14 protein-coding genes and 2 pseudogenes are annotated in these 14451 nt (G+C 69.8%); 10 read left to right on the forward strand and 6 right to left on the reverse strand.

The genetic code is table 11. The features are described from left to right. The first annotated feature begins 7 nt into the window (after positions 1-7). Entirely contained in the window at positions 8-2050 is a 2043-nt protein-coding gene (locus ACZ7L0_RS38945) for a ThuA domain-containing protein (protein WP_471247390.1), read from the forward strand. A gap of 167 nt (positions 2051-2217) precedes the next feature. Here ACZ7L0_RS38945 and ACZ7L0_RS38950 read toward each other — a convergent pair whose 3' ends face one another. Continuing rightward, positions 2218-3387: an ROK family protein gene (locus tag ACZ7L0_RS38950; RefSeq protein WP_471247315.1), complete on the reverse strand. Its 1170-nt coding sequence runs from the start codon at positions 3385-3387 to the stop codon at positions 2218-2220. Between the two features lie 104 nt (positions 3388-3491). On the opposite strand from ACZ7L0_RS38950, the gene ACZ7L0_RS38955 reads away from it, so the two are divergent. Further along, positions 3492-4583: a Gfo/Idh/MocA family protein gene (locus ACZ7L0_RS38955; protein ID WP_471247316.1), complete on the forward strand. Its 1092-nt coding sequence runs from the start codon at positions 3492-3494 to the stop codon at positions 4581-4583. 95 nt (positions 4584-4678) lie between these two features. Here the strand turns inward: ACZ7L0_RS38955 and ACZ7L0_RS38960 are convergent, their stop codons facing one another. Next, the gene (locus tag ACZ7L0_RS38960) at positions 4679-4885 is read right to left on the reverse strand and encodes a hypothetical protein (RefSeq protein WP_471247317.1); all 207 of its coding nucleotides are present in this window, start codon (positions 4883-4885) and stop codon (positions 4679-4681) included. A 106-nt stretch (positions 4886-4991) separates the two neighbouring features. On the opposite strand from ACZ7L0_RS38960, the pseudogene ACZ7L0_RS38965 reads away from it, so the two are divergent. The 3 genes and pseudogenes from ACZ7L0_RS38965 to ACZ7L0_RS38975 all read left to right on the forward strand — a co-directional run. Then, a pseudogene (locus ACZ7L0_RS38965) lies at positions 4992-5219 on the forward strand (DUF4913 domain-containing protein); the annotation flags it as partial. After that, positions 5216-5696 (forward strand): annotated as a pseudogene (locus ACZ7L0_RS38970) (hypothetical protein). The pseudogenes ACZ7L0_RS38965 and ACZ7L0_RS38970, both read left to right, overlap by 4 nt. 32 nt (positions 5697-5728) lie before the next feature. After that, the gene (locus tag ACZ7L0_RS38975; protein WP_471247318.1) at positions 5729-6070 is read left to right on the forward strand and encodes a hypothetical protein; all 342 of its coding nucleotides are present in this window, start codon (positions 5729-5731) and stop codon (positions 6068-6070) included. Between the two features lie 723 nt (positions 6071-6793). Here ACZ7L0_RS38975 and ACZ7L0_RS38980 read toward each other — a convergent pair. The 3 genes from ACZ7L0_RS38980 to ACZ7L0_RS38990 form a co-directional block, all read right to left on the reverse strand. Beyond that, complete coding sequence (locus tag ACZ7L0_RS38980) at positions 6794-7084, reverse strand: hypothetical protein (RefSeq protein WP_471247319.1); 291 nt, start codon at positions 7082-7084, stop codon at positions 6794-6796. Positions 7085-7254: 170 nt separating this feature from the next. Continuing rightward, positions 7255-7662: a zinc finger domain-containing protein gene (locus ACZ7L0_RS38985; protein ID WP_471247320.1), complete on the reverse strand. Its 408-nt coding sequence runs from the start codon at positions 7660-7662 to the stop codon at positions 7255-7257. A gap of 148 nt (positions 7663-7810) precedes the next feature. Beyond that, entirely contained in the window at positions 7811-8770 is a 960-nt protein-coding gene (locus tag ACZ7L0_RS38990; RefSeq protein WP_471247321.1) for a GlxA family transcriptional regulator, read from the reverse strand. 149 nt (positions 8771-8919) lie between these two features. Between ACZ7L0_RS38990 and ACZ7L0_RS38995 the strand changes: the two genes are divergently transcribed. Both ACZ7L0_RS38995 and ACZ7L0_RS39000 read left to right on the forward strand, forming a co-directional pair. Further along, positions 8920-9816, forward strand: a complete 897-nt coding sequence (locus ACZ7L0_RS38995) for an NAD-dependent epimerase/dehydratase family protein (protein WP_471247322.1) — start codon at positions 8920-8922, stop codon at positions 9814-9816. Between the two features lie 433 nt (positions 9817-10249). Continuing rightward, complete coding sequence (locus ACZ7L0_RS39000) at positions 10250-10822, forward strand: DUF4158 domain-containing protein (RefSeq protein WP_471247323.1); 573 nt, start codon at positions 10250-10252, stop codon at positions 10820-10822. Between the two features lie 174 nt (positions 10823-10996). Here ACZ7L0_RS39000 and ACZ7L0_RS39005 read toward each other — a convergent pair whose 3' ends face one another. Beyond that, positions 10997-11722, reverse strand: coding sequence for a dienelactone hydrolase family protein (locus ACZ7L0_RS39005; RefSeq protein ID WP_471247324.1), 726 nt, complete (start codon positions 11720-11722; stop codon positions 10997-10999). 345 nt (positions 11723-12067) lie between these two features. On the opposite strand from ACZ7L0_RS39005, the gene ACZ7L0_RS39010 reads away from it, so the two are divergent. The 3 genes from ACZ7L0_RS39010 (at position 12068) to ACZ7L0_RS39020 (ending at position 14441) form a co-directional block, all read left to right on the forward strand. Next, positions 12068-12556 carry a transposase gene (locus ACZ7L0_RS39010; protein WP_471247325.1) on the forward strand — a complete coding sequence of 163 codons (489 nt, stop codon included), beginning with the start codon at positions 12068-12070 and terminating at the stop codon, positions 12554-12556. A gap of 92 nt (positions 12557-12648) precedes the next feature. After that, positions 12649-13011, forward strand: coding sequence for a MarR family winged helix-turn-helix transcriptional regulator (locus ACZ7L0_RS39015; RefSeq protein ID WP_471247391.1), 363 nt, complete (start codon positions 12649-12651; stop codon positions 13009-13011). After that, positions 13008-14441, forward strand: a complete 1434-nt coding sequence (locus tag ACZ7L0_RS39020; RefSeq protein ID WP_471247326.1) for an MFS transporter — start codon at positions 13008-13010, stop codon at positions 14439-14441. The genes ACZ7L0_RS39015 and ACZ7L0_RS39020 overlap by 4 nt, the downstream gene beginning before the upstream one ends. Positions 14442-14451 lie beyond the last annotated feature (10 nt).

Here is a 14451-nt window from a genome sequence, read left to right on the forward strand (position 1 = left end):
ATCAGCGGTGCTGCTCACCACCCTGGTCGGCGTCAGCGCCGCGCCACATGCCGCGGCGGCGGATCAGTTCGATGTCCTGGTCTTCAGCAAGACCGCCGGATTCCGCCACGACTCCATCGCGGACGGCATCCAGGCGGTCAAGGACCTCGGGTCCGCGAACGGCTTCAACGTCACGGCCACCGAGGACGCGTCCACTTTCACGCCGAGCGGGCTCGCTCCCTATGAAGCGGTCGTCTTCCTCAACACCACCGGTGACGTGCTGAACGACTCCCAGCAGTCGGCGTTCGAGAGCTACATCGAAGCCGGCAGGGGATTCGTCGGGACGCATGCGGCTGCCGACACCGAGTACGACTGGCCCTTCTACGGCAAGCTCGTCGGCGCCCACTTCAAGAGCCACCCAGCCGTCCAGCAGGCCAAGGTCGACATCGAGGACCGGGCGCACTCCAGCACCGCCCATCTGTCCTCGGCCCCCTGGACCCGCACCGACGAGTGGTACGACTACAGGACCAACCCGCGCTCCAGCGCGCATGTGCTGGCCTCGCTCGACGAGTCGAGCTACTCGCCCGCCTCCCCCATGGGCGACCACCCGATCACCTGGTGCAAGACCATCAGCAGTGGACGGTCCTGGTACACGGGCTTCGGCCACACGAAGGAGACCTGGGCCGACGCCTCGTTCCGGAAGATGCTGCTGGGCGGTATCCGGTACGCGGCAGGCGAAACCAACGCCGACTGCCGCCCCGAAACCGGGTACACCACGCTGTACAACGGATCCACCACCGGCTGGAAGCAGGCCGGCCCGGGGAGCTTCAGCAACTCCGACGCCACCCTGAAGTCGCAAGGCGGCACGGGGCTGCTGTGGTACAGCGCCAAGCAGTACACCTCGTACTCGCTCAAGCTCGACTGGAAGACGGACGGCGACGACAACTCCGGCGTCTTCCTCGGCTTCCCGCCGTCCGATGACTGGACGTCGGCCGTCAACAACGGCTACGAGGTCCAGATCGACGCTACCGATTCCCCAGACAAGACCACCGGGGCCGTCTACTCCTTCCAAGTCCCCGATGCCGCGGCCCGCGACGCCGCGCTCAACCCTCCGGGCGAGTGGAACACCTTCGAGCTGCTTGTCGAAGGCGAGCACCTCCAGGTGTTCCTGAACGGCACGAAGATCAACGACTACACGAACACCGATCCCGCCCGCTCCCTGGCCGGCCACATCGGCATCCAGAACCACGAGACCGGCGACGACGTCTCGTTCCGCAACATCCGGATCAAGGACCTGAGCGGCACGAGCGCGGTGCAGGCCGAGTCGTACTCGGACGCCGGCGGAGTGTCCTCCTACGCCAAGGCCGGAGCGAACGGCGGGCAGACCCTGGGCTTCATCGACCTGGGGGACTGGGCGCGGTACGACGGGCTCGCCCTGAACGGGGCGACCGGGTTCCGTGCCCGGGTCGTGTCCGGTGGCTCGGGTGGCACCCTGCGGGTGCGGACGGGTTCCCCGACCGGTCCGATCCTGGGGTCGGTCGCCGTGCCGAACACCGGGGGCTGGTCGACGTTCCAGGACGTGTCGGCGACCCTGTCGGACGTTCCTGAGGGCACCGCAGATGTGTACCTGACCTTCGAGGGCAGTGGGTCCGGGCTGTTCGACGTCGACGACTTCACCTTCACCAAGGCCGGGTCCGGTCCGGTCGTGGGGCTGGGTGGGCTGTGCCTGGACGTGCAGGGCGGTGACCCCGCGGATGAAACCCAGGTGCAGGTGGACACCTGCAAGGGCACCGCCGCGCAGACCTGGGCGAGGTCCGAGCAGACCCTGCGGGCGTTGGGCAAGTGTCTGGACGTGAGCGGGGCCTCTACCGACAACGGAGCCAAGGTCCAGCTCTATCGCTGCAACAACACCGGTGCTCAGAACTGGGTGCCGCGAGCCGATGGCACGCTGGTGAATCCGCACTCCGGCAAGTGCCTCGATGTCAAGGGCGGCCTCGCGGCGGCGGGCGCGCCGGTGCAGGTGTGGAGCTGCTGGGGTGGCGCCAACCAGAAGTGGAAGCTGACCTCCTGACGGCCGATGACGTCGCCGGTTCTGGCCCCGCCGTGTGTCGGCGGGGCCAGAACCGTTGTAGGCCGCCGAGGCATGGCGGGGAGGGCCGGAGGGCTCGACGTTTCCGCGGTCGCCGCAGCGGCGATGGCTCTCGGCGCGCCGATCCTGCCGGGCGGGGCCCGGCACCGTCAGCTGGCTGCGACCGAGCGGTCGACCGCGGTCGGACTGAGCACGTGTTCGATGACCATGACGGACGCGCCGATGACGCCGGCACGGTCTCCGAGCCGGCGGACGCGGACGGTCAGGTGCTGGGTCGCGAGCGGGAGGGATCGGCTGTAGATGAGTTCACGGACGCCGGCCAGGAGGTGCTCCCCGGCGTCGGACAGGTCACCGCCGATGACGATCGCGCTGGGGTTGAAGAAGTTCACCAGTGACGCCAGTACGTCACCGATGTTCCGGCCGGCCTGGCGGATCATCTGGATCGCCGCGGGGTTTCCTGCCCGGACCAGTGCGACCACGTCGCGGCTGTCCGCCGTGTTTTCGCCGAGGGAGCGCAGTTGATCGGCGATGGCCGCGCCGCCGGCCACGGCTTCCAGGCAGCCGATGTTGCCGCAGCGGCAGACCCGGTCGGGGGCGCTGGTGACCTGAATGTGGCCGATGTCGCCGGCGGCTCCCTGGGCACCGCGATGGAGACGGTGCTCGGTGATGATGCCGCAGCCGATGCCGGTGCCGATCTTCACGAAGAGCAGGTGCTCGATCTCGGGGCTGACCGCCCAGTGCTCGCCGAGCGCCATGATGTTGACGTCGTTGTCGACAAGCACCGGGGCGCCGAGCCGTGGTTCGAGCCAGCCCGGCACGTCGAAGCCGTCCCAGCCGGGCATGATCGGCGGGTTCACGGGGTGACCCGTCGAGTGCTCGACCGGTCCGGGCAGGCCGATGCCGACACCGCAGACGTCGGCGATGGTGTGCCCGGCTTCGGTCAGCAGGCTCTCGAACTCCTGAATCAGCCAGTCCAGTACCGGCTCCGGGCCCTCGGTGATCGCCATGTCCTGGCTGCGCTCGGCCAGCACCTGGGTTGCCAGGTCGGTCACGGCGAGGCGCGCGTGCGTGGCGCCGAGGTCTGCAGCGAGGACGACCCTCGCCCCGGCATTGAAGGTGAACGCCACGGCCGGCCTGCCGCCCGAGGAGATCGCGTCGCCCGTCGGCACGATCCAGTGATGGTCGAGGAGGGCATCGAGCCGCTGGGTCACCGTGGACCTGGCGAGACCGGTGAGCTGCATCAGTTCGGTGCGGGTCCGTGCCTGTCCGGTACGCAGGATCGCCAGAAGGGCCCCTGCACCTGCGGCTTCGATGGTCAACTCCGCATCTCCTCACGTCGTGACGCTGGCGTCGATGGGTAAAGCATATCCACCGCGAGACTTTTGCTTGACGTTGAACATAAGTCGCTTCTAGCATCTCGCCTATGCTTGAGATTCGACGTGAGTCGGCGGAAGTTAAGGCTGGAATCATCGGAACTGGATTCATAGCCCGAATCCATGCCCGGGCCACCCGTCAGACCGGAGCGCGGCTCGTCGCGGTGGCGGACGTGAACGAGGAGGCAGCGCTCCAGGCGGGCCGGCGCTTCGGTGCCGAACGCGCCTTCGGGTCGGCTGATGAACTCATCGAGTCCGGACTCGTCGACGTGGTGCACATCTGCACCCCCAACCACCTGCACGCTCCGCTCGCACTCAAGGCGATGGAGGCCGGACTTGCCGTGATCTGTGAGAAGCCGCTGGCCACCGACGCGCCGACGGCCGCACTGATGGCCGAGCGGGCGCGCGAGGCCGGACTGGTCGCCGCGGTCCCGTTCGCGTACCGCTTCCATGCGATGGTGCGCGAGGCGAGGGCCCGCCTGGCGGATCTGGGCCGCGTCAGTCTGATCCAGGGCAGTTATCTTCAGGACTGGTTGCTGAAGTCGACCGACGACAACTGGCGTGTGGATCCCGAGAAGGGTGGGTCGGGTCGGACGATAGGGGACATCGGATCCCACTGGTTCGACCTGGTCGAGTTCGTGACGGGGGACCGCATCACCAAGCTCTGCGCACAGACCTCAGTCGTCGTCGCCGACCGCGTGCAGAGCGGACCCGTCCTCACCGAGGACCTCGCGACAGTGCAGTTTGCCACCGCCTCCGGCGCCCTCGGCTCGGTCTCCGTCAGCCAGGTCGCCCCCGGCCGCAAGAACCGTCTCTTCGTCGAGATCTCCGCAGCTTCGGGCAGCCTCGCCTTCGACCAGGAGAACCCGGAGCAGCTCTGGCTCGGTGGACGCGAAGGATCCCAGTGGCTGGTCCGTGACCCCATGGCTCTGTCCGAGGCGGCCGTGCCGTACTCGCCCCTGCCGGCCGGACACCCGCAGGGCTTCCACGACTGCTTCGACGCCTTCGTCGCCGACACCTACGCCACGGTCCGCGGCGAGTACCGGGAGGGGCTGCCCACGTTCGACGACGGCGCACGCGCCGCCCACCTGACCGACGCCGCCCTCCGCTCGGCACGAGAGGGCGGATGGGTCACCTGCTGACCACACCACTCAGCGGAACATGCCTGCCGACCGCACTGCGGCCTGAACCTGACGCGATCAGGTCCAGGCCGCAGTGCGGTCGGCGTTCCTGTGGGCTACTCCTTGACGGCTCCGGCGTTGGCGCCCTGCACGAAGTAGCGCTGGAAGCAGAAGAACAGTGCTGCGACGGGCAGCGTCGCCAGCAGGGCCGCCGCCAGTTTCAGCGGGTACTGGGTGCCGCCGCCAAGGCCGCTGACCCGCTCACGGAAACGATCCGCCAGAGCCTCGGCCAGGACGACATGGTCCTCACCGCCTGACGCCACAACTGTGCCCGATGTGTTGGGTGTTCGCGCCTGTCGCTCAATCCGGCCAGCGCAAACCCGGATCTCGTCTTCTCTCATTCCCGCGGCACACAGGAGGCCACTGCTTAAGGATCCCGAGGCGGGCCTAGCGGGGATGTTCGCGTGGCATCGCGACTTCCTCACGCATGCCATGGTGGCGATCCGCGCACCCGGCGGGCCGTTGTCCGCGTGCATGACCTCGCCAGAGCGTCCCGCACACCGCATTCTGCCGGGCCCGCCCCCGTCGGCACGGAGCGAGAAGACGGCGGCCGAGCCGGAGGCGCCCGCGTCCGGTGAGTCCGAGCTGGCGTCATGAGCGAGGGGCAGCAGCGGCCGGCCTTCGGCCTGAGCTCGACCCCCGCGCCCTGACCGACTTCCTTCAGGTGCCCAGCGGCATTCGCGACCTCACCCTGGCCTATCTGCAGGAAGTGGTGAACGCTGAGCGCTTCGGCCTCCGGCTCATGGGTGACCTGGAGGGCGCAAACTGTTCGTGGACGCCCGGAAAGACTGGCGGGTCGTCCACGGCGTGCGCCCGGCACCCGAGGCGCCGGCTCACTCACGCGAGATCCACGTGGTGGCCATCCGGCCGCGGACAGGCAACGACGTCTACGACGAGGTCGGCCGCCGCCTGGGGATGGCCCGACGACCGCTGAGCGCCCGCACGCACGCGGCACGCTCCCGCTCCCCGCAGCTCACTACCGGCGGGCCAGTGCCGAGGCCGGCACCGCCGCCGTCCGTGATGCCGGGCCTGCCCCGCCCGGCGCAGAGCCCTTCGCAGCTTCGCACCAGCTGACCTGAAGGAGCCCCGCGGCTGCACTGCGCGCTGTGTCCCAGCTCGACCTCCGCATCGAGGCAGTAACGGGCCACAGCGTCGACACCCTGTGGGCCCACCGCGACCGCGGCGTCCTCGACGAGCCGCATGCCAAGCTGGTCGACCGGCACCGTGAACTCGCCCGTGCCGAGACCGGCGTGACCTTCTACCGCACCCTCCTGCACCGACTGTCCTCGGGTGAGTTCCCCGTCGATGCCGCCTTGCTCGAACGGATCGATCGCACCGTAGACCAGCTGGAGGAGGCGGCCACCGCCCGCGACGCCGCCGCGCGACGGGTGCTCGCCCGCCCTGGAGCCGATCTAGGTTGCCGCCCGATCAGCACTGATCTCCCGTGAACAGCCGATTACTGCTGCCGACCAGGCGGCGCTGCTGGCCGGTAGTCACTGACAGTCGGCCGGTCAGCAAGTGCTCGTAGAGCTTTGCGCCACCGGCGATCCAGTCACCCGGTCCACGCCGGCCAGCCGGTCAGTCTGACCGCGCAGGCCGCGCCGCGCTGGTCGACAACCGCCGCCCCAAGCCGGCCGAGGCTCCGATGTCAGCGGCGCGACCGGGAGCGTGGCCGTTTGCCCCCGCACGACGGCGCTGACCCGAAAGGCTGCATGCCCAACCACGAACCCCCACTCGCTGACGAGGATCCAGGCCCTTTCCTGGACTTCCGGGTGGACGACCTCACCGGCGACGAGCAGACGAGCGAGCGCGAGCGCCGAAAGCACCACCAGCACACCGGCCGCAGGCCACGGGTGTGGCGCAGCATGTCCAACGGCCCGGGCCACCGGTCGTCAGCCGTGGCAGCGTTGGCTGCCAGGGAGAGCAAGGCCGCCAACACGATGCTCGTGGTGGCGAGCGCCACCATTCCTGCCGACCGTCCCCGCATCCAGCCCTCAACGCACAGTCCCGTATGGTTGCCGGACACTACCGGCATTCCCGCACCAGATCAGCGCAATCGCAACACGTCGCCCCTCCGGGCTCGTTGTTCGTCGATGCCAAGAAGGTGCCCCGCCAGCCGGAGAAGGCCCCGGAGTCCTAGCCCAGACACCAGCCGCAAAGTAGCGGGGTGATCATGTGCTCGCCGCCATGGTGGCCTGCTCGTCGTGCTCACGCAGCATCCGCATGACGGTCGCGGGCGAGGGGTGCTGGCCCTTCTTCGTGCCGGTGGTGATGACGAGGCGCTTGGCGATGTCGCGCAGGCTCATCTCTTGGTCGCGCAGGTGGAGGGCCATGGACAGCATCGACTCGTCGGTGACGCCCGCGCCGCCGATGGTCTTGCCGCGCTTGCGGACGGATTCGTGGCCTTCGAAAGTGCGGTCGCGGATGTACTCGCGCTCCATCCCGGACATGGCCGCCAGCACGGTGAACACGATGCCGGACGGGTCGTGCGAGCCTTCAGCTCCCCGGTCAGGAACTCCAGGCCGACGTCGTTCGCCTTGAGCTCCTCGGCGAGCAGGGCGAGTTCGATGCCGCGACCGAGCCGCTTGTGCTCGTGAACGACGAGGGTTACGGCGACGCCGGAGGAGCGGATCTAACCGGCGAGCTTCACAGCGGCCTCCAGCTCAGGGCGCCGGGTGGGGCGGGTCGAGGTCTTCTCCGAGAAGACCCGGGTCACCCCGGCCTCAGCGAGGGAGTCGAGCTGCGCGTCGAGGGACTGCCGGGCGGTCGAGGCCCGTGCGTAGCTGAGGCGGACATGCCCGACCGGTTCGGCGCCGGCACTCACCGGACGGGGCAGCTCGGTCCACACTGACCCCGGCTTGCGTACGGCAGGGGTCGGCACGCTGAAAACCCTGGCGAGTTGAGGCACAAGGCGGAAGCGGGCGGTGTGGTACTGGATGGCCACCTTGCCCTTACCGGTCCGGCCTGGCGAGCCCGCGGGGGCGGCGCAGGTGGACATCGGGCAGTCGTGCGACTCCACGCGCTTGAAGTCGTCTCTCACGACCCCGGACGGTTCCATGAGGACGTTTCAGACGTCCAGCCGTTTCCAACAACTCATGAAACATCCTTGCCGCAGGCGGACCGTCGGACGGCCACCTGTTTCACTAGTGACCACCTATGAAACGCAAGGTCCGGACCGAGTCGCGCGGTCACTGGCCAGTCTTCACGCTCGGGCGGTGGAAGGCGCCTCGGTAGGCGGCTGGGGTCATGCCGATCTGGCGGCTCAGGTGCTGGCGGAGCGACTCGCCGGAGCCGAGGCCGCTGCGGCTGGCCACCTGGTCGACAGTGAGATCGGTGGTCTCCAGCAGCTCGCGAGCCCGCAGCAGCCGCTGCTGGAGCAGCCATTGGAACGGGGTCATACCAGTCTCGGCTGTGAAACGGCGGGTCAGGGTCCGCACACTGACCTTGGCCTGACCGGCCAGGTCGCGCAGGGGGATCGGCTGGTCCAGGTGCTGCAGTGCCCAGATGCGGGCCGCATCCAAGGAGGAGTCGGTCTCGGCCGGGAGTGGGGTCTGTACGAACTGCGCCTGCCCGCCGTGGCGGACCGGGGTGACGACGGCGGCACGGGCCGCCGCGTTGGCCACGGCCGCGCCGTAGTCGGAACTGATCAGGTGCAGGCACAGGTCGATCCCGGCGGCCGAGCCCGCACCGGTGATGATCGGTCCGTCCTCGGCGAACAGCCGGTCCGCGTCCACGTGCACCGAGGGGAAGGCGCGCTGCATTTCCTCGGCCAGGCCCCAGTGGGTGGTGGCGACACGGCCGTCGAGGAGTCCGGCTTGGGCGAGGACGAAGGCGCCGCTGCAGATCGAGGCAACGCGCTTGCCCGCGGCGGCCGCCTCCCGCAAGGCGTCCAGTGCGGCCGGCTCGGCGTCATGCCGGCTGGCGGTCGAGGGGACGATCACCGTATCCGCCGCCGCGACCGCCTGAAGGCCGTGCCGGACCACCACCTCGATGCCGCCGGAGGCGGCGATCACGCCGGGCGTGGCGGTGCACACCGTCACCTCATAGCCGGGGCGTCCGTCGAGTTCGGCGGCGCCGAGCAGCGCGGACGGCATGGACAGGTCGAAGGGTTTGACCGCGGGAACGGCCAGGACGGCGACACGATGCATGGCTAGATCCTTGGAGGTCATGGCTTTCGGGTCACTAACCTACCCTGCGTCCGCACGGCAGAGTTGGGCGTGCGGACGGGCCCTCCGGTGAACCACGTTTCCTCCTTCGGGGGAGCGTTCCATTTTTGAAGGTGAACGGAGACAAGACCATGGGTGGATCAGTCGTCATCGGGGCGGGTGCGACCGGGGTCGCGACCGCCAGGCAACTGGCCGAAAGCGGCAAGCGGGTCCGCCTCATCACCCGCAGCGGCAGTGGTCCTGACCACCCTGCCATCGAACGGGTCGCTCTGGACGCGGGCCGCACTGACGAGCTGGCCGAGGCTCTGGCCGGAGCGGCCACGGTCTTCAACGCCGCCATGACCGCCTACCAGACCTGGCCGGAGACCATGCCGCCGTTGTTCGCCTCGATTCTCGCCGCGACCGAGCGGGCCGGGGCCGACTACGTGATGCTCGGCAATCACTACGGTTATCAGCAGACCACCGGGCCGGTCACCGAGCGCACCCCGATGGCCCCGCACACCCGGAAGGGCCGGGTGAGGGCCGAACTGTGGCAGCGGGCCAAGAACGCGCACGACGAAGGGCGGCTGCGGGCCACCGAAGTGCGAGCCGGCCAGTACCTGGGCCCAGGCGCAGTCTCAGCGTTCACGCTGCTGGTCGCTCCCCGGGTCCGCGAGGGTGAACTGGCTCTCGTCCACGGCAACCCCGATGCGGCGCATTCGTTTTCCTACACCGAGGACGTCGCAGCGGCGCTGGTGGCGGTCAGCAGCGACGAGCGGGCCTGGGGACGGGCCTGGCACGCCCCGGTCATCACCACGACCGTGCGTCATGCCGCGTCCGACCTCGCCGAACTCCACGGAGCGCCCGAACCGCGGTTGGAGCCGCTCACCGAACGGGACATGACACTGCTGTCCTTCACCGATCCACTGTGGCGGGAGTTCGCCGAGATGAGCTACATGTCCGAGCGTCCGTTCATCGTGGACGACAGCGATATCCGCGACACCATCGGACTCAAGCCTTCAACACTCCGCGAAGCCCTGGCAGCCTGATGCGGCGGTGGGCCGGCCGGGGCTCCCGGCCCGCCCACACCTGGACATGAGGTGTGCGAGGTGCTCGACAATCGCCGCACGGTCCCGCACTGCGTAGGCGCGCATGAGGCCGAGGGCCCGCGACGCGGCCACGTTCATCCGAGGTCGGTGAGGTCCTGGAAGTCCTTCATCGCTTCCCCGTCCGCGAGCGGTCGGCGCCATACGCCGGGCTGCGGGGGCGGGGCACGGCGGCGGCCGGTCCCAGGTCGAGGCGCTTGTCCATGTCCAGGCGGAAGGTGCCGTACGGGTTGACGGTGGACCAGACGGGGGATCGCCGAGATAGGCCCAGAAGCCGCCAGTAGTTGATCTCGAGGTCCGGTGATCATCAGCCGTCACCCATTCAGCTCAGTGTCGTGGGTGGTGATGTTGACCATCGTCTGAGCCGGGGTGGGTTGTGACCTCGATCGAACGGACCGCGTACCCGCGGTTCAAGCGGCTGATCGCTGCGCATGAGTTGCATCTGTTCTTCGCGCCGCCCCGGGAGGAGGCGACGTGGGCGGCTGAACGGATGGACTCCGACGGCCATCAACTCGCGCTGCTCCTGGCATTGAAGTCCTATCAGCGGATGGGCTGGTTCCCGAAGCCGGACGAGTACCCGGAGATGGTGGTCGACTTCGTCCGCCGCGCGGTGGAGCTGCCGGAGGGGACCGTGTCGTTGTGGGCGACGGGCCGGACGGCGGAGCGGCAACGTACGGAGGTGCGCCGCCGAGTGGGGGCGACATACGACCAGGCCGAGGCCCGCCGGATCGCGGAGGTATCGATCCGGGGTGATCGTGGCGACGCACGTTGTCCTGGATCGCTATCGGGCCGCGAAGTACCTGGTCTGGGCGCGGAACCTGCTGGCGCCTGCCTCGCGTCGGGTCGCTCGGGCCGACGTGCAGAAGAACCAGGGCGCGTGGCCGTGCCGTCCGGCCTGGCGAACGCCCTGGTCATCGTTGCTGACAACGCTGTGCCACCTGGCGATTAACGCCGTCGCCCTGGCGTGTTGGGGGTGATGGCGATGACTTGGTCAGGCAGGACCGGAATGCGCCAGAAGCCCGCAGTGGTGACCGGTAAGCACCGGCGGTGGGTGGCCGAGCTTGGTAAATGGTGACGGTCGACCGGCTTGGTTTGCGGTCCGGAATCGCGGTTGCCGACCAGATCACTCCGTTATGGGCAGGCACTCGGCAAGCAGGTCGACGACGTCACGCCAAGCTCGCTGCGCGTGCCGTGGGTGGTAGCCGACGCCGGGGAGCACAGTGTGGCCGACCGGTGGGTGGTGGAAGGCGTGCAAGGCGCCGCCGTAGACCACGAGGCGCCAGTCGACGCCTGCGGCCTGCATCTCGGCGGTGAACGCGTCCCGTTGCGCGGGCGGCATGATCGGGTCTTCCGACCCGACCCCGGCCCACACCGGGCAGCGAATGCGCGCCGTCTCGCCCGGTCGGCCCGTGGTCAGTGCGTTGACTGTCCCGATCGCGCGCAGGTTGACGCCGTCGCGCCCGAGTTCCAGCGCGACTGCGCCCCCAGTGCCGTAGCCGACGGCGGCGATCCGGTCGGGGTCGGTCCGCGGTTCGCCGCGGAGCACGTCGAGCGCCGCGTGGCCGATGCCTCGCATCCGGTCGGGGTCGGCGAGCAGCGGCATGCAACGGGTCAGCATCTCCTCAGGGTCGCCCAAATAGCGCCCTCCGTGGAGGTCGAAGGCCAGCGCCACGTAGCCCAGCTCGGCGAGCGCATCGGCCCGGCGGCGCTCGACGTCGCTGAGCCCCATCCCCTCGGGCCCGACCAGGACCGCGGGCCGGCGGTCGACACCGGCCGGGAGCGCGAGGTGCCCGATCATCGTCAAACCGTCGGCCGGATACTCGACCGTACGCGTCGTGATCGTCGTCATGAGACTGGACTGTAGTGATCGTGGAGCCCGGTCCGGCCGGTGTTCTGCCGCTGGCAGAACAGCGCGGGTATCCCTCTGAAATACGGCGAGGGCCCACAAGAACCGTTACATACCCCGCCCCCACGGCAGCGCTATCGGATCACCTGCCCGGGCCACGGTGTTGGAGGCCCTCGCAGCAGGATTCCGGGGTATATCGGCCCGCTCCCGTGAAGGGCGTCACCAGCTAGTTCCCTCACGGCTCAGGCAGCCTGGCCGAGACCGGCGGCGGTCAGGTCCTGCTCGCGCAGCGGGGTGAAGTCGACGTCGAGTTGGGAGCGTTCTGCCCATGTCCCCCAGGAGCGAGACATGTCCCTCCAGCCTCGTCCCGGAGCCGAGATCCCGGCGCTGACCGTGCGGGTCGCCCGGGCCGGCAACCCCCACGGCACCGCTGCGATGTGGATCCGCGACCGCCTCGACGGCCTGTTCAGCGACGAGGACTTCACCGCCTGGTACCCGCGTGACGGCCGCCCCGGGCTCTCGCCCGCGCAGCTGGCCACCGTCTGCGTGCTGCAGTACGCGCTGAACCTGTCGGACCGCCAGGCCGCCGAGGCGGTGCGCTGCCGCATCGACTTCAAGTACGCCGTCCTCGGCCTGGAGCTGGAAGACCCGGCTTCCACCACAGCGTGCTGTCCGATTTCCGCGACCGGTTCGCCGAGAAGGCGACCGCGCCGACCGGCTGCTGGGCCTGGCACTGACGCGGATCCGGCGGGCCGGCTTGCTCAAGGGGCGCGCCGCCCGCGCCAGTCGGCCATTTCCATAAACTATGAATATAAAAATGCTATGCTTCGAGCATGAGTCGTCAAGACACCGCTCCTGGCGCGTCCGCCGCCATCGGGGCAGCCCTCTACGGCCTGGCCACCAGGGCCGTGAGACGCCTGCCCCGGGACATGAGCCTGACGTCCGCCGCCACCCTGGCCACCCTGGACCGGACCGGCCCGCGGCGCATCACCGATCTGGCCGCGGTCGAGGGCGTCACCCAGCCCGCGATGACCGCCCTGGTCCGGGTGATGGAGGAGTCCGGCCTGGTCGAGCGGCGGGGCGACGCGTCCGACAAGCGGGTCACGCTGGTGTGCCTGACCGAGGCCGGCGCCTCCTATGTCCGGACGCGGCGCCAGGCGGGCGTCCACGCGTTCGAGCGGTTGATCGGCGAGCTCACCGGCGACGAGGTCAAGGCGCTGGTGGCGGCCCTTCCGGCGCTGAAGCATCTGGCAGAGCTCGAAAGCCAGGACAGCGAAGGGCCGAAGCAGTGACCGGGCAGCCGGTCGGCGGGGCCGCGGTGAAGACGTTCCCGGTGGCGCGCTCCGAGGCGCGGCTGCTGGTCCCCGCCCTGATGTTCATCGCTCTGGTCGTGGCGGCGGTCGCCAGCCTCGGGACGCCGCTCATCACCAGCGTGGCGACCTCGTTCCACGTCTCGCTCGGCAGCGCGCAGTGGACGCTGACCGTCGCGCTGCTCAGCGGCGCCGTCGCCACGCCGGTCCTGGGCCGGCTCGGAGCCGGCCCGCACCGGCGGGCCACGATCCTCGCCACGCTGGCGGTCGTCGTCGCCGGCAGCGCGCTCACCGTGCTGCCGCTGCCGTTCGCGTGGCTGCTGGCCGGCAGGGCGGCCCAGGGCGTCGGGCTCGGGCTGACGGCGCTGATGATGGGCGTGGCCCGGGACCACCTCCCCGAGGAGCGCAGCGCGGCCGTGATCGCCCTGATCTCGGTGGTCTCGATCATCGGGGCCGGCGTCGGCTACCCGCTGGCCGCACTGCTCGCCGAGCTCGGCGGGGTACGGGCCGCCTACGGCCTCGGCCTGGTCGTCACCGCCGCCGCCCTCCTGATCGCGTGGCGCTCCGTGCCCGAAGCGCCCGAAGGCCGCTCCGCCCACGTGGACGTGGCAGGCGCGGTCGTCCTGGCCGCTGCGCTGCTCCTGGTGCTGTTCCTCGCCGGCGAACGGAATCTGTGGAGCCGGCACCTCGCCGTGGCGGCGGGCCTCGCCGTCGTCGCGGTGGTGCTGCTCTGTGTCTGGGCCGTCATCGAGCTGCGCAGCACGACGCCCCTGGTCGATGTGCGGGCGGTGCGGCACCCGGCGGTCGCCGGGGCGAACCTCGCCATGTTCGTCGGCGGGATCGGCATGTACCTCCTGCTCACGCTCATCACCCGGTACGCGCAGACGCCGCACGGCGCCGGCTACGGCTTCGGGCTGACGACCTTCGTCGCCGGGCTGGTCCTCATCCCGTTCTCGGTGCTGGGGTTCGTCGCCGGCAAGCTCACGCTGCGGGTCCGGACGCGGATCGCCGACCCCCTGCTCCTGGCCGGCAGCGCCGTCGTGGTCGGCGGCGGGTTCGCCCTGTTCGCGGCGGCCCGGTCGGACCTGGCCGAACTGTTCGCGGCGATGGGCGTGCTCGGCTTCGGCGTCGGCGGCTTCTCGGCCGCGATGCCCGGCGTCATCCTGGCCGTCACCCCCAAGAGCGAGACGTCGAGCGCCATGAGCTTCAACTACGTCGTCCGCAGCGTCGGGTACTCCCTGGGCAGCGCCATCGGCGGCCTGATCCTCGCCGCGGGCACCGGCCCCGGCCACCTCTTCCCCGACGACAGCGCCTACACCACCGCGGCGCTGGTCGGCATCGGCGCCATGGCGATCACGACGCTGACAAGCCTCGCTCTCGCCCGCCGACGCTCGTCCGAGACCAACCCGTAAGTCAGATGCA

This window comes from Streptomyces sp. NPDC039424 (genome assembly GCF_055639495.1).

Bases quoted from the DNA above. Each gene is read 5' to 3' on its own strand.
- ACZ7L0_RS38995 (WP_471247322.1), top strand. From the start codon at position 8,920: ATGGGTGGATCAGTCGTCATCGGGGCGGGTGCGACCGGGGTCGCGACC.
- ACZ7L0_RS39015 (WP_471247391.1), top strand. From the start codon at position 12,649: ATGAGCCTGACGTCCGCCGCCACCCTGGCCACCCTGGACCGGACCGGC.
- ACZ7L0_RS38990 (WP_471247321.1), bottom strand. From the start codon at position 8,770: ATGCATCGTGTCGCCGTCCTGGCCGTTCCCGCGGTCAAACCCTTCGAC.
- ACZ7L0_RS39010 (WP_471247325.1), top strand. From the start codon at position 12,068: ATGTCCCTCCAGCCTCGTCCCGGAGCCGAGATCCCGGCGCTGACCGTG.
- ACZ7L0_RS38955 (WP_471247316.1), top strand. From the start codon at position 3,492: ATGCTTGAGATTCGACGTGAGTCGGCGGAAGTTAAGGCTGGAATCATC.
- ACZ7L0_RS39005 (WP_471247324.1), bottom strand. From the start codon at position 11,722: ATGACGACGATCACGACGCGTACGGTCGAGTATCCGGCCGACGGTTTG.